This window comes from Sphingomonas bisphenolicum, assembly GCF_024349785.1.
GTDB classification, from domain to species: Bacteria; Pseudomonadota; Alphaproteobacteria; order Sphingomonadales; family Sphingomonadaceae; genus Sphingobium; species Sphingobium bisphenolicum.
Map to the genome: position 1 here is coordinate 572,431 of NZ_AP018818.1, position 16,349 is coordinate 588,779.

General features: G+C 59.9%; 15 protein-coding genes and 1 pseudogene. 8 read left to right on the forward strand and 8 right to left on the reverse strand.

What is annotated here, in order from left to right; genetic code table 11:
- Positions 1 to 24 precede the first annotated feature (24 nt).
- A pseudogene (locus tag SBA_RS21005) lies at positions 25 to 171 on the reverse strand (transposase); the annotation flags it as partial.
- 426 nt (positions 172 to 597) lie between these two features.
- Between SBA_RS21005 and SBA_RS21010 the strand changes: the two are divergent.
- Both SBA_RS21010 and SBA_RS21015 read left to right on the forward strand, forming a co-directional pair.
- Positions 598 to 1,365: a hydroxypyruvate isomerase family protein gene (locus SBA_RS21010; RefSeq protein WP_261936867.1), complete on the forward strand. Its 768-nt coding sequence runs from the start codon at positions 598 to 600 to the stop codon at positions 1,363 to 1,365.
- 101 nt (positions 1,366 to 1,466) lie between these two features.
- Positions 1,467 to 2,852: an MFS transporter gene (locus tag SBA_RS21015; protein ID WP_261936868.1), complete on the forward strand. Its 1,386-nt coding sequence runs from the start codon at positions 1,467 to 1,469 to the stop codon at positions 2,850 to 2,852.
- A gap of 68 nt (positions 2,853 to 2,920) precedes the next feature.
- Here SBA_RS21015 and SBA_RS21020 read toward each other — a convergent pair whose 3' ends face one another.
- The 4 genes from SBA_RS21020 to SBA_RS21035 all read right to left on the reverse strand — a co-directional run bounded on the left by SBA_RS21020 (position 2,921) and on the right by SBA_RS21035 (position 7,573).
- Entirely contained in the window at positions 2,921 to 3,751 is an 831-nt protein-coding gene (locus SBA_RS21020; RefSeq protein WP_261936869.1) for a nuclear transport factor 2 family protein, read from the reverse strand.
- Positions 3,748 to 5,430 (reverse strand): GMC oxidoreductase, encoded by a 1,683-nt coding sequence (locus SBA_RS21025; RefSeq protein WP_261936870.1) that lies wholly within the window; start codon positions 5,428 to 5,430, stop codon positions 3,748 to 3,750. Before SBA_RS21025 ends, SBA_RS21020 begins: the two co-directional genes overlap by 4 nt.
- Positions 5,427 to 6,065 carry a gluconate 2-dehydrogenase subunit 3 family protein gene (locus SBA_RS21030; protein ID WP_261936871.1) on the reverse strand — a complete coding sequence of 213 codons (639 nt, stop codon included), beginning with the start codon at positions 6,063 to 6,065 and terminating at the stop codon, positions 5,427 to 5,429. Before SBA_RS21030 ends, SBA_RS21025 begins: the two co-directional genes overlap by 4 nt.
- A gap of 92 nt (positions 6,066 to 6,157) precedes the next feature.
- Positions 6,158 to 7,573: an MFS transporter gene (locus SBA_RS21035; protein ID WP_261936872.1), complete on the reverse strand. Its 1,416-nt coding sequence runs from the start codon at positions 7,571 to 7,573 to the stop codon at positions 6,158 to 6,160.
- Positions 7,574 to 8,001: 428 nt separating this feature from the next.
- On the opposite strand from SBA_RS21035, the gene SBA_RS21040 reads away from it, so the two are divergent.
- The 5 genes from SBA_RS21040 to istB all read left to right on the forward strand — a co-directional run bounded on the left by SBA_RS21040 (position 8,002) and on the right by istB (position 12,290).
- The gene (locus SBA_RS21040; protein ID WP_261936873.1) at positions 8,002 to 8,796 is read left to right on the forward strand and encodes an MFS transporter; all 795 of its coding nucleotides are present in this window, start codon (positions 8,002 to 8,004) and stop codon (positions 8,794 to 8,796) included.
- Positions 8,759 to 9,355, forward strand: a complete 597-nt coding sequence (locus tag SBA_RS21045; protein ID WP_261936874.1) for an MFS transporter — start codon at positions 8,759 to 8,761, stop codon at positions 9,353 to 9,355. The genes SBA_RS21040 and SBA_RS21045 overlap by 38 nt, the downstream gene beginning before the upstream one ends.
- 58 nt (positions 9,356 to 9,413) lie before the next feature.
- The gene (locus SBA_RS21050) at positions 9,414 to 9,890 is read left to right on the forward strand and encodes a DoxX family protein (protein ID WP_261936875.1); all 477 of its coding nucleotides are present in this window, start codon (positions 9,414 to 9,416) and stop codon (positions 9,888 to 9,890) included.
- 104 nt (positions 9,891 to 9,994) lie between these two features.
- Entirely contained in the window at positions 9,995 to 11,518 is a 1,524-nt protein-coding gene (istA, locus tag SBA_RS21055) for an IS21 family transposase (RefSeq protein ID WP_261936876.1), read from the forward strand.
- A complete protein-coding gene (istB, locus tag SBA_RS21060; protein ID WP_261935982.1) occupies positions 11,508 to 12,290 on the forward strand; it encodes an IS21-like element helper ATPase IstB in 783 nt (260 codons plus the stop codon). The genes istA and istB overlap by 11 nt, the downstream gene beginning before the upstream one ends.
- A 317-nt stretch (positions 12,291 to 12,607) precedes the next feature.
- Here the strand turns inward: istB and SBA_RS21065 are convergent, their stop codons facing one another.
- The 3 genes from SBA_RS21065 to SBA_RS21075 form a co-directional block, all read right to left on the reverse strand.
- Positions 12,608 to 12,805, reverse strand: a complete 198-nt coding sequence (locus SBA_RS21065) for a hypothetical protein (protein ID WP_261936877.1) — start codon at positions 12,803 to 12,805, stop codon at positions 12,608 to 12,610.
- 628 nt (positions 12,806 to 13,433) lie between these two features.
- Positions 13,434 to 14,126 carry a class I SAM-dependent methyltransferase gene (locus SBA_RS21070; RefSeq protein ID WP_261936878.1) on the reverse strand — a complete coding sequence of 231 codons (693 nt, stop codon included), beginning with the start codon at positions 14,124 to 14,126 and terminating at the stop codon, positions 13,434 to 13,436.
- Between the two features lie 203 nt (positions 14,127 to 14,329).
- Entirely contained in the window at positions 14,330 to 15,229 is a 900-nt protein-coding gene (locus SBA_RS21075; protein WP_261936879.1) for an SMP-30/gluconolactonase/LRE family protein, read from the reverse strand.
- An 89-nt stretch (positions 15,230 to 15,318) separates the two neighbouring features.
- On the opposite strand from SBA_RS21075, the gene SBA_RS21080 reads away from it, so the two are divergent.
- Positions 15,319 to 16,329 (forward strand): SDR family NAD(P)-dependent oxidoreductase, encoded by a 1,011-nt coding sequence (locus SBA_RS21080; RefSeq protein ID WP_261936880.1) that lies wholly within the window; start codon positions 15,319 to 15,321, stop codon positions 16,327 to 16,329.
- The last annotated feature ends 20 nt before the right edge of the window (positions 16,330 to 16,349 follow it).

Genomic DNA, 16,349 nt, shown 5'->3' on the forward strand with positions numbered 1-16,349 from the left:
GGTCCCGTTTGCACGCCGATTGACATCCTTGGCGGGGCAGCGGTTGCGGCTCAGCCAAGCCAGTGTTCGCTCGACGACCCAGCGGCGCGGGAGAACCACGAAGCCTTTTGCCACATCGGATCGCTTGACGATCTCGACGGTCCATTTGCCGATACGCCGGAGTGCCTCCTTAGCTTGTCTGCGGATCGGCGTCGAAGCTGACTCCCGGCTCAAGTCGGCGTGACTATCTAAAAAGACTCTGGAAGAAAGGATATTGGGAGGGTCCCAATCGGCGCTTATCGGGCCCCCGCATCTGGATATTTCTATTTGTAATACAGCGGTGTAGAGAAACCTGAAGGGTTCCCGCTTCGGCACCGATCCACACCATTGGTGTTTGACACAACGATCCGACCATATTATAATACGAACTATAATTCATTAAACTTTGCGGGGCAAGTTGATCAAAAGAAGCTATCAGCCGAAACAGCATCGTATTTGCAACGAACAAACTTCGGCATAGAATTATTTGGCGACGGTTCCGGCTAGGCCGGCGGGATCGGCTTCCTTTGCTCAACCGGACCCAGTTCCAGAAAACAGGGACGCCCAAGGAGAGTTCCCATGTACCCGTCCGCCTGTATCGAATGGCTGTTCAAAGACAGCAACCCCGATTTTGCCGATCGCATCCGCGCCGCCAAGGCTGCCGGCCTCGAAGCGGTCGAGTTCCATCTTTGGGACGATAAGCCGATCGAAGACATCAGGGTTGCTCTGGAAGAAACCGGCGTGAAATTGACCAGCTTCTGCGTCGGCCCACGCCGCAGTCTGGTGGACCCGGCGCAGCATGAAGAGTTTCTGGCCGCAATCAAGGCGACGCTGGCAACGGCCAAGGCGCTCGGCAGCCCGCCGCTGGTGGTCGCGTCCGGCTTTACCCGCGACGATGTGAGCCTGGAAGAACAGCGTGCGGAAGCAGTTAAGGCACTCAAGCAGGCTGCCGCACTGGCGGAGGAGGCCGGTGTCGTGCTGGTGCTGGAGCCGCTCAATACCATCGTGTCTCACCCTGGCATGTTCCTGTCGAGCACCACGCTGGCGCTCGACATCATCGAGGAAGTCGACAGCCCCAACCTGCGCCTGCTTTACGATGTGTTCCATTCCACCGTGATGGGCGAGGATCTGGAAGAGGTGCTCAAGGGCCGCATCCATCTGGTGCAGCATGTCCAGTTTGCCGACAATCCAGGACGCAACGAGCCGGGGACCGGCACGATCGACTGGCCTCTGACGGTCTCGAAGCTTCGTGATCTGGGCTATGACGGCGCCGTTGGGCTGGAATATCAGCCGACCAAGCCGACCCTCCAGTCCATAGCGCAGGCGCGCGCCTCTACCGGCCTCTGAACAGGTGACTGGCTGTGGGGCTGGCCGTGAGCCGGTCCCACAATTTCGATATAAACGGCCTGCCATGCATGGGCCGAAACACATTTGGCGAGGAGAGCGCGATGACCACTGCCGCTATGAGTCAGGCCATGCGGGCTGACCTGTCCCCGGCCCCGGATATCGGGATAGCCGTTCGGCCATGGGAGAAGGTCAGCTATGGCATCGGCGATTTCGCCTGCGGGCTGAGTTGGAATGCGGTCGGCGCGTTCCTGCTATATTTTTATACCAACGTTGCCCTGCTGCCCGCCGCCGCCGTGGGCACTTTATTCCTGCTGTCGCGCCTTTTCGATGCCGGCATCGACCTTGGCGTCGGCATCATGGTGGACCGGACGCGGACGCGGTGGGGGCGGACCCGGCCGTATTTCCTGTTCACGGCCATTCCTTTTTCCATCCTGCTCGTCCTGACCTTCACCACTATCGATGGATCTACCGGCGCGAAGTTGGCCTATGCCTATGTGACGTTCACGCTGCTGGGCATCCTCTATTCCTTTCTCGCCGTTCCCTTCTCTGCGCTGATGCCGATGATGACACGGGACCATGGCACGAGGATGCAGTTGGGCAGTGCCCGCGCGATCGGCACTTCTGTTTCGGTCATATTGGCGACCGCCGCCACTATGCCGCTGGTCATCCTTCTTGGCGGGGGTAACGAGCGGCTGGGCTTTGCGCTGGTTGCGCTGATTTTTGCCGGACTGACTCTGGCGGCGCTCCTGAATCTGTTTTTCAGTTGCCGGGAGCGGCATTATGACGAAGCGCCTGCTGGTGGGGCGATCATGCCGCATGTCGGCGCGATGTTCCGCAACCGGGCCTGGCTGGTCACATTCCTCTTCTGCACGCTCAACTTTCTGCGTTTCGGCTGCGTGATTTCGGTCACGGCCTTCTTCGCGATCGAAGTGATGCGCGCGCCATGGATGATCGGCATCCTACTGCCTGCGGTGTCAGGGACTTTGCTGCTGAGCGCTTTCATCGCGCCGTTCATCTTCAAACGGACGGGTATCCGTAGTGGCTGCATGATCGCGTTGATGCTCGCCATTATCCTGCACCTGATCCTGCCCTGGATCGAAGCGCAGCATAGCCTATTTCTGGCGCTATTCGTTGTTGCGGCAATCCTTGTCAGCCTGACGATGACGGCCATCTTCACCATGGCGGCAGATGCGGTGGACTATCATGAATGGGTTTTCGGCACGCGAAACGAGGGACTGCTTTCGTCCGGCATCAGCCTGTCGACTAAGATCGGCATGGCGGTGGGCACGGCGATCATTGCCTATGTGCTGGCTGTCTGCGGTTATGATCCCAAGGCTGTGACGGAGGGCGCCCGCGCCGCGATCCGCTGGTCCTATTATGGATGGCCGATCGGGATCATGATCGTGCAGATCGGAATTATCGCCTTCTGGCCGATGGACGGACTGCATGACCGCATTCGCCGGGATATCGCAGCACGGGCGGCCTGATACGTACAAAGAGAGGGGCCGCTGCATCCGGCAGCGGCCCCTCTCTTTGTTTCTCTACGCCTTTTGTTTCAGAACATCGGATGCGCGTTGCGCGACGTTTCCGGCGCAGGCTGGAACATGTCCCAATGTTCGACGATCCTGCCCTTGTCGAACCGGAAAATCTCGACAACGGCGGCGCCGCGATCCTCGACCGACAATTTGCCGCGATAATGGACCGCCGCCAGATCACCGTCGACCAGAGTGCGCTGCACTGCAAAGGTCGCGCCCGGTGCCGATCGCAGCCCCTTGATCGCCGCGATCGCGGCGTCCCGCCCCTGCCCCATCCGGCTGTTATGCTGGATCAGGTCGGACGCAACGAACTGGCGATAAGCGCCGTCGACATCGCCCTTTCCGAACAACAGGGCGATGAAGCGATCGAACGCCGCGCGATTGCGTGTGGTGGCGTCCTTCGCCGCCGGCGCGGCAGGCGCCATCGCCATGGGATCGCTGCCCGGTTCGATCAGTTGCAGCACGTCCCAATGTTCGACGACCTTGCCGCCCTTCAACCGATAGAGATCCGCCACCGCAGCGCCGGGCGTGCCCGGCTTTCCCTGTCCGAACAGATGCACCAGCGCGAGATCGCCGTCGATCAGCAGATGCTTTACCTCGAACCGGGAATCCGGCCGGGCGAACATCGGCGCCAACGCGTCCACGGCAGCCTTCGGTCCGTCGGGCAATCCCGGATTATGTTGGATATAGTCCGGCGCGACATGCGCGGCGAAGGCACCGGCTACATCGTGCTTCGTATAGAAGCGATCGACAAAGTCGGTGACGATAGCCCGGTCGTCGATTGCCTTCGCCGTGACTATGGGTGCCAAAGCGACTAGCGCGACGCTCATGATGCAGGCGAACCGCTTCACAGCCCGCCTTCCTTCATCAGCGACACCGCATGGTCGCAGGCCCGCGCGGTCAGCGCCATATAGGTCAGCGACGGGTTCTGACAGGCGGACGAACTCATCTGCGCGCCATCGGTGACGAAGAGGTTGGATATGTCGTGCGACTGGCTCCATTTGTTGAGGACGGATGTCGCCGGGTCATGCCCCATGCGCGCGCCGCCCATTTCATGAATGGCGGTGCCCCCATTATTTGGCTCATCAAAGCCCATGATGACATGACCGCCAGCAGCCTCCATCATCGCGGCCGCTTCCTTTTTCGCATCCGCCAGCGCGCGGCGTTCATTGTCGCCATGCTCGAAATGCACGTTGAGCTGCGGCAAGCCCTGCGGGTCCAGCTTAACCGGGTCAAGCGTCAGGCGATTGGTCACGCGCGGCAGACTTTCGGCGAAACCGACGAACACCATCCGCCACGGGCCGACTTTGTGGTTGTGCTCCTTATAATCCTTACCGATACCGGCCGATCGCTTGGCCGCTGTCCAGCCGCTTTGCAGCGCGCCGCCCTGATAGCTGTAGCCGCGCGTGAAATCGCCCTCCTTGCGGTCGAGATTGCGAAAACGCGGAATGATGACGCCGGTGGGTCGATTGCCAAAGCTCGTGCGATCCTCGAACCCCGGCATCATCGCAATGGTCGACAGCGTTGAGGCATGGTCCATAACATGGGTGCCCAGCACGCCGCTGCTGTTTGCAAGACCATTAGGAAAGGCTTCGGAGCGCGAACGTAGCAGGATGTGGACGCTATTGAACGCACTGGCATTCAGGAATACGATCCGCGCGCCATATCGGCTACGCTCTCCGGTCTTGACGTTGATGACGCGAACCCCGGTCGCCTTTTTCGTGGCGGGATCATAATCGACCGCTTCCACCAGAGAATCCGTTACCACCGTCAACCGCCCGGTCGCCTGCGCAGCGGGCAGGGTCGAACTCTGCGTGCTGAAATAGGCGCCATAGGAACAGCCGCGTGCACAGATCGAACGATATTGGCATGGCGCCCGTCCTTCCTTGGGCGCGGTCAGGTTTGCCGTCCGACCGACCGTCAGGCAGCGATCCGGCCATTTCTGCGCGATCGCCGCGCGGACATGCTGTTCCACAACGTTGAGTGCCATGGCCGGCTGGAACTTTCCATCGGGCAGCGAGGCCAGCCCCTCAGCCGCGCCCGACACGCCAATGAACTCCTCGACATGGTCATACCAGGGTGCGACATCGGCATAACGGATCGGCCAGTCCGTGCCATAGCCATCCAGTTTGTTCGCGCCGAAGTCATAGTCCGACCAGCGATAGCTTTGTCGCCCCCAGGTCAGCGACCGGCCACCCAGTTGATAGCTACGGAACCAGTCGAACTTTGTCCCCTCCGCCACGGAATAGGGATTATCCTTGTCGTTGACGAAATGATTCTGGGTGAATTCGGTGAAATGGCGGTTCAACCGCTGGACGGCATATTCGTCGGCATAGAGCTTGGCATCGCCCTCCCCGCGGAATTCCATTTCCCAGGGCGCCTTGGTTTCCGTCACATAATCGGTGCCATGCTCGATCGGACGACCCCGTTCGATCATAAGCACCTTAAGGCCTTTTTCCGTGAGTTCCTTCGCCGCCCACCCGCCGGTGATGCCAGAACCCACAACGATTGCGTCAAAATCCATGCTCATCCGAAATCCACCGCTGTCCAATCGCTTGACCAAGACCGGTTCTTGACCGGCAGGGGCAGGTCGGGATCGAACCGACCCGGCACCAATTCATATTGCAGTTCGCGGCTCGCTCCGACCTCAGACGTGTAATAGCCCGTCAGGATCAGCGCCTTGATCTTCTTCCACGGGTGATCTTTCTGATCGGGAGCGAAGGCCTCCGCATCATAGGCTTCAAGTGCAGCATATTGGCGGTCGGGCTTCAAGCTGAGGAAGGGTGCGTCGGCGTGCCGGTTCAGCCCCTTCTCCACGTCGTCGAGCAAGGGGAGGCCACCGCGATCGGCAGACATTTTCACCCCGCCGGTGCTTTCCGGGGCCGTCTCCGCCAGCCCATGCAACAGGGCCATTTCTACAAAGGCGGGCACACCGACTGCCACTGCGCCTGGTGTGTCGGTGGTGGGGATCACCAGGTCGGAAAGGCGCGCCAGCAGCAGTTTTTCCGATTCGCTCGCGCCGCTGCCTTCCTCTGCTCGCCCGTGATTCCAGGCATAGAGTGGAATACCGGCAAGCGCGCTCAGAACGAGTGCGCCCCCCAATATTTGTCGCCTGTCCGCTACCGCCTTGGCCGGGCGTGTTTCTGGCGCTTCATCGATAGCCATCAGCCAATCCTCTCACCTTATGCCCGCTCTCTTTAATACGAACTATTATTTTATTTCTATCACAACAGCCGCCTTCACCGCAACACCAAGAGTCAGGCTTCGACGGCGACAGGCGCGCCTCTGATGCGCAGCGTTCGGGGAATGGCAAAGGCGACAAGCCCTACTGTCAACAATCCCAGACCGATCACGCCAGCCGCCGCGCTGAACGCCCGGACCGCATTGGCGCCATCCATGTCCGCTTCAGGCTGTATGGTGAAAAAGAGCGTACCGATCGCCGCTGCGCCAATGGCCGCACCGAGTTGCTGTGTCGCTTTTAGCAGACCGGATGCCGACCCGGCATAGCCGACATCCACCTCCGACAAGGTGCAGGGCGGCAATGGACCGCCAACCAGTCCCATGCCAAGGCCCATTGCAAGCAACGGCGGAGCCAGCATCCACGGCTGGGCAGTTACGAGACCCTCCTGATTAAGGAGTAGCACGAGCAGGAAAAGCCCGGCCCCCATCAGCAGGGCACCCCAACTGATGATGATCGGACCATAACGTGGCAGCGCCTTGCGCGAGAGCATCCCGATGGCGAAAGACGCACCGAAGGCATAGGGGACATGGGTGATACCGACCTCCGCCGGGGTGAAGCCCAGCCCTCGTTGCAAAGCCAACGCGAGCGTGAAGAGCAGGCCACCAGTCGCGATCTGGAAAATCAGCGTCGTAGCGAGGCCAAAGCTGAAAGCGCGGGCATGGAAGAGGTCCGGCACGATCAGCGGCGACCCGTCGCGACGCATCCGCGCCTGACTATGCCACATGAGAAGGAGACCGACGGGTATGGCAAGCGCCATCAACAGGAAGCCCCAGGCCGGCCAGCCATAGTCGCGACCCTGAATCAAGGGAAAAATCAGCGAGAACAGCAGCAACATGACCAGAAATGTGCCGATCATATCGAGCTTCGCCCGCCGCTCCGACCGCCCGGCAGGCAGAACTCGAATAGCATAGGCGATGGCGAGGATTCCGATAGGCAGGTTGACGAGAAAAATGGGGCGCCAACCCAGGCCGAACAGGTTAGCACTAATGAGCAGCCCACCGATCACCGGCCCCAGAACGGCAGCAAGCCCTCCCAATATACCAAACAGCCCCAGCGCGGCCATGCGCTCATGCGGCGCATACATAATCTGGGTTAGCGACATGACCTGCGGCAGCATGATCGCGGCCGCCCCCCCCTGCAACAGCCTTGCCGCGACAAGCTGGCCGGGGGTCTGCGCCATTCCGCAAAACAGGGACGTCAGGGTAAATCCTGCCACGCCGATCAGGAAGGTGCGCTTGTAACCATAAATATCGCCCAACCGCCCACCGGTGATCAGCAACAGTGCGAAGATGGTGGAATAACCTGCAACCATCCATTGGACTTCGGCATCGCTCGCCCCGAGTTGAGCCTGCAATGTCGGCACAGCGACATTGATGATTGTCATGTCGACAAGGTCGAGCACCATGGCCACCGCGACAACGGCGAGAGCCATGCTGCGTCTTGTGGAGGTCAGCATGGCTGACGATTCAATCGCGCTTACGCCCGGACGCATTTTCGGCTCCCCATCGTCATCTGCCCGCGGACATCGTGCCGCATATTATTATTAAAATTGTCATTCTGTTATAGACCAGATCCGCCCCTTTCGTCAATGTCGTCGCCCGGTGGTCCATGTCATTCTGCGAATCTGTTGTGGGCCGACTTTGCGCCGAACCAGGCGACAAATGATGCCCCCTATGCCATTGACCAAAGCCGGTTTATATGCAGAATAAAAATTATAATAATAATTGTCAGTTGCTCGGGAGAGGTGCAAATGGCGTCGAATATAGCGGAAGATCGTGAGCATCCGCCTGGCAAACCGCGCGCCATGACTTCTATTGACAAGCCCCTGAGCTGGCCTGTTCGCCTTGCCTGGTCTGCGCGATGCCGGAACTTCTGAAATCCTTTGCGTGGGACGCTTTTGTCCTTGTCTTCTATGCTCAGGTGGTTGGCCTGCATGGCGGGCTGATTGGGATCGCCATCGCCATAACCATTGCGTTCGATACGGTCGTCGATCCCTGGATCGGCGCCTTGTCGGATCGACTACGTGGCGCCCGTTTCGGACGACGGCACAGCCTGATGTTCAGCGCGGTCCTGCCCTTCATGATTGGTATAGCACTGGTGTTCACGCCGCCTGCTGCCATGTCCCAGATGATGACATTTTTCTGGCTGCTGGGTTTTGGCCTGCTGGCACGCTGCGGCATATCCTTCTGGACCGTTCCTTCCTACGCGATGGGCGGGGAACTTTCCCGCGACGCGGATGAGCGACGACTGATCGCAGTACTGCGCAACGTCGGCAATCAACTGGTGATTTTGGTCGTCCCCATCGTCGCATTCTCTCTGTTCTTCGTTCAAAGCAGCGCTTTCCCCAAACCGCAACTCGACCCCGCCCCCTACCCCCTGTTCGGCCTGTTGGTGTCGTTGCTCGGCGGCGCGTTAATGCTGGTTGGCGGGATCGGCACCTATCGGCACGCCCGGATGATCGAAAAGGTCGATCCGTGCGCCGCAGTCACTGACGACGATGCGCCTCGCCCGTCGATCATCGGCGCGTTCCTGAATGCTATCCGCATCACGCCCAATATCAGGGCGATTGTTGATGGTCGCTTTTCTCGTGCTGTTCACCAGTTCCCTGGTCAACCAGATGTCGTTGCACCTGGCGACCTATTTCTGGAAAATTGACGCCACATGGACACCGCGGCTGCTGATCGCTGGCATAGCCGGTTCGTTGTTGGCGATGGCGTTCGCGCCCGCCTTCACCCGTGCGGTCGGCAGCAGGAAGGCGATGATGACCGGACTGTGCGGCTTCTTCCTGATTCAGGCCTGCGCCATCATATTCCCACTGGCGGGCCTTGCGCCGGCAGCGGGAACGGCAGCAATCGGCGCGTTCATTTTCCTCTGCCGGTTCGCCGCTGGCGCCTGCTATGCGCTCTATGTCGTCCCCTTCAACATCGTGACCTACGACATTGGCGACGAACATGAAGCCAACACAGGTCGTCCGGCGCAGGGCATCGTCGCCAGCTTCATGTTCATCGGGTTGCAAGTGGGTAGCGGCGTAGTTGCCCTGCTCGCCGGATCATTTCTGGGCCTGATCGATTTCCCGGCGCAATTGCCCGTCGACCAGATGCCGGCGGCCAAGGTAGCCGCATTGGCATGGTTCATATTGTCGCTGATCGTCATCGCAGGCGGCGCAATGGCGTGGCTCGTCGGCACCTTCAAGTCTGGCCGTCGTCCTGCATGACCGTTCGCAGTGAGCGCCCCGAAGCAATCATTCAAATATCGAAGAAAGGCGTCTGGCGATGAATGGCCGACAATCATTTCCCCAAATTGTGCGGCGATCGATTGCCGCGCTGTTATCCCTCCTTCTCGCGGCTTTTTTCGCCTTCGTCGGCTATATGAAAGCCACCGCCCCGGTGTCCGAACTGGCCAAATATCATGCATGGACGGTCCATCTTCCCGAATGGATGGGCCGCACAGTGGGCTGGAGCGAGATCGCCTGCGCGATCCTGCTGCTTGTCAGCGCGATCAGGCCGCGCTGGGGCAGAATTGGCGCACTGGCGCTCCTGATCAACCAGCTTTTTGCAGCAGCGGTTCATTTCAGTCAGGGCGAGATCGCCGCGCTACCTCAAAATGGGGTGATCATCGCCCTGTGCACTGCGATCTTAATTTTGCTCGCACCTTCAAGGGCACCAGCACGATCGGCGAAGACCTTTAGGGTCATGATCTGTAATTGCAGAGCTAGGCGGTGTGATCCCTTGAGGGTTTCATGGTGTTGATTGCTGCTGAGAAGTGACCCGGGGAAGCCAGTAATTTCCACTGAGAAGTGACCCATGTTTGAACACGTCCCTGGCTTTGAGCGGGGGACCATGGAGTGTTGGACATGGCATTATTGAGCGTTATCCGGCGCTGGCATTACCGCGATCATCTGTCGATCCGGGAGATAGCCAAGCGCACCGGTCTATCCCGCAACAGCGTCCGTAAGTATCTGCGGTCGGACACAGTCGAGCCGCAGTTCAAGGTGCCTGAGCGGCCGAGCAAGCTGGACCCGTTCGTCGAGCGACTGACGACCTGGCTCAGACGAGAGATGGGCCGTTCGCGCAAGCAGAAGCGAACCGTGAAGCAGTTGCATGCCGATCTGGTGAGCCTGGGCTTTGATGGATCCTATGGCCGTGTCGCGGCCTTTGCTCGTGCCTGGCGCGATGATTATCGCCGGCAGCAGCAGGTGAGCGGACGCGGCACCTTCGTGCCGCTGTCGTTTGCGCCGGGTGAGGCGTTCCAGTTCGACTGGAGCGAGGACTGGGCGATCATCGATGGCGTGCGCACCAAGCTGCAGGTGGCGCACTTCAAGCTCAGCTACAGCCGTGCCTTCTTCGTGCGGGCCTATCTCCTTCAGACCCACGAGATGCTGTTCGATGCCCATAATCATGCGTTCCGCGTGCTGGGCGGGGTGCCGCGGCGCGGCATCTACGACAACATGCGCACCGCGGTCGACAAGGTCGGACGCGGCAAGGAACGGACCGTCAATGCCCGCTTCCTGACGATGGTCAGCCATTATCTGTTCGAGGCCGAGTTCTGTAATCCGGCAGCGGGCTGGGAGAAGGGCCAGGTCGAGAAGAACGTGCAGGATGCGCGCCATCGGCTCTGGCAGCCTGTTCCCCAGACCGAGACGCTCGACGCGTTGAACATCTGGCTTGAAGCGCGCTGCAAGGCGCTGTGGCAGGATATCCCACATGGTGTTGAGCTTGGTTCGGTCGCCGATGCCTGGGCCGATGAGGTGGCGAGCCTGATGCCGATGGGACGGCCGTTCGACGGCTTCGTCGAGTATGGCAAGCGGGTCTCACCGACCTGCCTCGTCCATCTGGAGCGTAATCGCTACAGCGTTCCGGCGTCCTTCGCCAACCGTCCTGTCAGCGTGCGGCTCTACCCGGACCGCTTCCTCGTCGTCGCAGAGGGGCAGCTGCTATGTGAACATCAGCGGATCATCGATCGATCCCATGATGGGCCGGGACGCACTGTTTATGACTGGCGCCATTATCTGGCGGTCGTCCAGCGCAAGCCTGGCGCCCTGCGCAACGGCGCGCCGTTCCTCGAGATGCCTGAGGCCTTCCAGCGGTTACAGCGCCATCTGCTGCGATCCCCCGGCGGCGACAGGGAGATGGTCGAGATTCTTGCGCTGGTGCTGCATCATGATGAGCAGGTCGTGCTGATGGCGGTCACCATGGCGCTGGAGGCCGGTGTTCCGACCAAGACTCATATCCTCAACCTTTTGCACCGGCTGATCGACGGTAAGCCGCTGACAACACCGCCGATCACGGCGCCACAGGCGCTAAGACTGGTCAGCGAGCCGATGGCCAATGTGGAACGCTATGACGCCCTGCGTCGGGAGAACCGCCATGCGTCATGATCCCGCCAGCGGCGCCATCATCGTCATGCTGCGCAGCCTCAAGATGCATGGCATGGCTCAGGCCGTCACCGATCTCATGGAGCAGGGCGCGCCAGCGTTCGATGCGGCGGTTCCGATCCTGTCACAACTGCTCAAGGCGGAGACCGCCGAACGGGAGGTGCGATCGGTATCCTATCAGCTCAAGGCCGCACGGTTCCCAGCCTATCGCGACCTAGCGGGCTTCGACTTTGCCAGCAGCGAGGTCAACGAGGCGCTGGTTCGCCAGCTCCACCGCTGCGAGTTTATGGATGTTGCCGACAATATCGTGCTGGTCGGCGGCCCCGGCACGGGCAAGACCCATATCGCCACGGCCCTGGGCGTCCAGGCCATCGAGCATCACCGCAAACGGGTGCGGTTCTTCTCCACGGTCGAGCTCGTCAACGCGCTCGAACAGGAGAAGGCCCAGGGCAAGGCGGGCCAGATCGCCGGAAGGCTCGCCCACTCCGATCTCGTGATCCTCGACGAACTTGGCTATCTGCCGTTCAGCGCCTCAGGCGGTGCACTGCTGTTCCACCTGCTGAGCAAACTCTACGAGCGCACCAGCGTCATCATCACCACTAACCTGAGCTTCAGCGAATGGGCCACCGTCTTCGGTGACGCCAAAATGACCACCGCGCTCCTCGATCGGCTCACCCATCACTGCCACATCCTTGAGACCGGGAACGACAGCTTCCGCTTCAAGAACAGCTCGGCTCAGCAGCCCAAAACCAGAAAGGAGAAAACCCCATCTTGACCCACCCCTGACATCCGAAACATAATCGCAAGGTGGGTCACTTCTCGATGAAAACCCCGGGTCACTTCTCAGCAGCAATCAACAAGCAAAGCACTTTTCAAGACAGATGCGCGAGTATGGAACCCAACCGCTGTCACCACGACGGTCCCACTGGCCCAGAAGCTCCAGCCCGTCTTTGGAGAGCTGTCCTGCAAAGCGATCTGCCGTACCCTCGAAACGCCAGGCATCATCCAGGGATTCGATCGAAAAGTCCGTATACCTACCGTCAGGTCTAAATATGCGGGAGGTGTATCCGCTTCCTGATGGACAGAGCGATATCACTTCGAAGGATTGCAAATGCCGTTCGCCAAGGGCGCCGTCGATGTCGTGATGGAGGAATTTGCCATTTGACGACCAGTATAGGTATCGACGACCTGGGATGTCTGATCACCCCTCACATGGTCCAGCAGGGTGACGGTCTTGTCCCAAAAGCCCACCAGTCGCTCAAGCCTGCCTAAACGCGTGTCGATAGCCATAATAGTCTCCCAAATGCAGGGATTTGAACGAATGGCAAACAGGGTTCCGCTAAGCGGGTGTGACCAGCCCGATCGAGGCAATTGCGCGGAAGGCCTCCTGATCTCGTTCATCGGACTCCGCCGCGGACCATGCCTCGGCACTGGAGAGCAGCTTCGACGGCGGCTCGACTGGCCATTGGAGGCGCAACCATTCTCGTTCCGCAACGAGGCTGAAGGATGCGTCTTCCGATTTCATTGCAACCCCAACCTGTCCTCGTTTTCTGGTCACCCGCAAGGACCGGGCGCATTCCGCTTCCGGCTCGTGCTACAGCAGCATCATGCGGCGAATATTGAATTTGGCCGATGCCACTATCGAGAATGCCCCAAAAGGCGAGGAGCAAACGATGGCGGCCAATCTGGTAACCCGAGGCCGAACAATGGTCGACGGCACGGTCGGCGCGTCCTTCCGCGCCGATGTCAGATATTCCCATTTACGACGGTCGTGATCAGTGAGGCTCAGCGCACCGCATTCCGGCCACATCACTTAAATCAAATTGGTGCCACAATCACATCCAGTCGCTAAATTACGCCCTGACTGTGGGACTACACCTTTCCAGGTTGTTGGTCGCGTACACCCGAAGTCGCCGGATCACGCGTGGCTTACCCAGCCGCGCCAGGTAAGCGCGGTAAAGAAGAGGCTGGTGTCCGCAAAGCCCGCTTCGCCTAGCAGCCGTTCATCGGTCTCAGGGTCGAACAGGTTGCTGTTTTGCGCGACCGCCTCTCGTGCATAGGCAGCCAGATCAGGATCAGCCCCCGCGGCAACGGCCTGGGCAGCGAAGCGATCGAGCCAGAGCGCCCGGCCGACAGGCGATTGATCGAAGCTGCAATGAACCGTGACGTACGGCGCGCCAGGGCGAAGGCGGCGGTGAACCTCCGCGTTGGTGCGGCGGCGTTCGGCGGCATCGAGAAAATGGAGCGTAAGAAGACAGGTGGCAGCATCGAAGGGACCGGCAGGCGCATCGTCAATATAGCCTGTCACCAGTTCGACCCGGTCCATGGCCAAGCCGAGCGTGGATTCGGCAAGTGCAAGCATCGGCGCGGACGGATCGACCCCGACGAAGGTCCAGCCGGGATACGCATCCGCGAGCGCCTTCAGTTCGAGTCCTCCTCCTGCACCAAGCACAAGGATGCGCGCATTTTCGGGCGCCCGTTCCGCGATGAGCGCGCCGGTCATGCGATGCACTGCTTCAAGGCCGGGCAGAAACAGGCGGGGATGGTGGGCGTAATTCGCGACCGCTTCCGGACTGGAAAAGGCTTCCACGATATGATCCGCTCCCGTCATATTCTCCCCTTCCAACTTCCATAAATTGCATAAAGTACGCCATTGGAGACAACGGCAACAATCTGATCCCGATTTGAGCGCGCTGCGTTAAATCCGACGCAGACCAAGCCCATGACTCCGGCGCGCCCAATTTTTCCGCACAATGCCCTGGTGACACTGGTCGCCTTAAAGTCGGCCTCAGCTCCATGGCGCACCCGGTGGGTTTAGTGCGCGGAATTCGTCAAGAGATCGACTTTCCACACCTCGCCCTTGGCCCCCTCGGTGATGTAGAGCGCATGATCGTTGACAGCGACGTTGGTGACGAGCGGGCCGGCCTTTTCCGGTAGGGCAATTACCCCGATTTGCGTGCCGTCCCGATCATAGGCAAGAATTTCCCTGGCTCCCAGGTTCGCCGCAAAAAGCCGCCCTTTTGCGTCGATTTTCATCCCGTCCGGCCCGATACCGCCTTGCGTGGCCGAAAAGACATAGGCGAGCTGGTTGGGCCCCTTCGCGCCAATCGCCGGCACGGATACAATGCGCTTCGCCGCAAAATCCGCCACCAGCACCGTCTCGCCATCGCTCGATACGGCGACACCGTTAGGAAAGGAAAATTTGTCACTGACGAGCTGGACATGCCCCTGCGGGTCCCGATAAAAAAGTCGTCCATCGGCACGCAAGGCCGAGGACATGCCCGGAACGGTAAAATAGAGTCCGCCATGCGCGTCTTTCGCAAGGTCGTTGAGGCCCGACAGTTTTTCGCCGCCGAAGCTCAGATCGAGACTGGACAGGGTACCGGATCGCGGATCGAAAGAAACCAGCCCTGTTCGATCGGCTATCAGGAGGTTTCCATCCTTGGTGACCAGGGAGCCATTGGGATGGCCACCGGTCTTCGCCCGTTCCTTGCACTGGCCATCCGCGATCTGTAAGATTCGCCCACCGGTCACGTCCACCACCCACAGCTGCCCCTGTGCATCGTGGGAAGGGCCTTCGAGAAAGCCGCCACAGGTTGCGATTTTGACCGCTCGACAGGCACCGCACACCGAAGAGATTCCGGTCCCGGCCCACACTTGCGCCGATATGAGAAGCGAAAGAAATCCGGCCGTGACCAATTGTGAAATACGCATTTCAATCCATCTCCCCAAAGACCGGGACGAGCACCAGCGCATGGCCACGTCACGGACTCTCACGATTATCTTCGAGACTTTCTCCTGGATTGCCCCTTGCAAACAATCCACTTATCTTCCGGGCAATTGAGACAGGCTCAATCGAGTACAGACCGCAGCCGGTTTACCCAGGCTCAATTCGTTCGCTGAATAGTCGTTCGACATCCAAGTCCCGACGCAGCAGGCTTTCAAGCCGACGTCAGGTCGAGAAGAGGATGGAACTTATGAAAAACCTTGATGGCAAGATTGCTGTCGTCACTGGCGGCGCATCAGGCATGGGCCGGGGCATTGCCGAACGACTGCAATCCGCCGGTGCGCGGGTGATCATCGCCGATGTTGATCCCGGCGCAATCGATGCGACCAGCGCGCAGCTCGGCGTCGAGGGCATCGCGACGGACGTCAGCCAATTCGATCAGGTTCAAGCTCTCGCCGATCAGGTCATGGATCGGCATGGGGCAGTCCATATTCTCTGCAATAATGCCGGCGTAGGCCCGGTCGGCATGATCGCGGATCTGACCCTCAATGACTGGCGCTGGATGCTCGACATCAATCTGTGGGGCGTCATCCACGGCGTCCACGCTTTCCTTCCCTATATGAAGCGCAATGCGGATGGGGGGCATATCATCAACACCTCGTCCCAGGCCGGACTTCTCTCAGGACCGGCTTTCGGTCCCTATTGCGTCTCCAAATATGGCGTCGTCGCGCTGACCGAGGTGCTCGCCCAGGAACTCGAGCTTGAAGGAAGCGCCCTGAAGGCTAGCGTGCTGCTGCCCGGACCAACCCAAACCGCGATCGCGACAGGCTCGCGCCATCGCAAGGACGCCGGCGCAGCGGCCCTTAAGGACATCGATTTGAACGACATCGACCTGTTCGATGGTCCAATCCCCTGGAAGTCCCCGAGGAGATCGGCCAGATCGTGCTGGATGGCATCGCGAGCGGCGAGCTTTATCTTTTCACCCACCCCCAGCTGTCGCAGCCGATTTTCGATCGGTTCGACAAAATTCGTAGCGCCTCCGATCGGGCATTGCCCGCCGCAACCAGCAACGATGGTCCAACCTTAAGCGCATGAACGCCGGAGCAT

What these genes read in the sequence shown, in the direction of transcription:
- SBA_RS21070 (WP_261936878.1), bottom strand. Translation starts at nt 14,126, where the DNA reads ATGACGGGAGCGGATCATATCGTGGAAGCCTTTTCCAGTCCGGAAGCG.
- SBA_RS21010 (WP_261936867.1), top strand. Translation starts at nt 598, where the DNA reads ATGTACCCGTCCGCCTGTATCGAATGGCTGTTCAAAGACAGCAACCCC.
- SBA_RS21075 (WP_261936879.1), bottom strand. Translation starts at nt 15,229, where the DNA reads ATGCGTATTTCACAATTGGTCACGGCCGGATTTCTTTCGCTTCTCATA.
- SBA_RS21030 (WP_261936871.1), bottom strand. Translation starts at nt 6,065, where the DNA reads ATGGCTATCGATGAAGCGCCAGAAACACGCCCGGCCAAGGCGGTAGCG.
- SBA_RS21025 (WP_261936870.1), bottom strand. Translation starts at nt 5,430, where the DNA reads ATGAGCATGGATTTTGACGCAATCGTTGTGGGTTCTGGCATCACCGGC.
- istB (WP_261935982.1), top strand. Translation starts at nt 11,508, where the DNA reads ATGCGTCATGATCCCGCCAGCGGCGCCATCATCGTCATGCTGCGCAGC.
- SBA_RS21065 (WP_261936877.1), bottom strand. Translation starts at nt 12,805, where the DNA reads ATGGCTATCGACACGCGTTTAGGCAGGCTTGAGCGACTGGTGGGCTTT.
- SBA_RS21015 (WP_261936868.1), top strand. Translation starts at nt 1,467, where the DNA reads ATGACCACTGCCGCTATGAGTCAGGCCATGCGGGCTGACCTGTCCCCG.
- SBA_RS21035 (WP_261936872.1), bottom strand. Translation starts at nt 7,573, where the DNA reads ATGGCTCTCGCCGTTGTCGCGGTGGCCATGGTGCTCGACCTTGTCGAC.
- SBA_RS21050 (WP_261936875.1), top strand. Translation starts at nt 9,414, where the DNA reads ATGAATGGCCGACAATCATTTCCCCAAATTGTGCGGCGATCGATTGCC.
- SBA_RS21040 (WP_261936873.1), top strand. Translation starts at nt 8,002, where the DNA reads ATGCCGGAACTTCTGAAATCCTTTGCGTGGGACGCTTTTGTCCTTGTC.
- istA (WP_261936876.1), top strand. Translation starts at nt 9,995, where the DNA reads ATGGCATTATTGAGCGTTATCCGGCGCTGGCATTACCGCGATCATCTG.
- SBA_RS21045 (WP_261936874.1), top strand. Translation starts at nt 8,759, where the DNA reads ATGTCGTTGCACCTGGCGACCTATTTCTGGAAAATTGACGCCACATGG.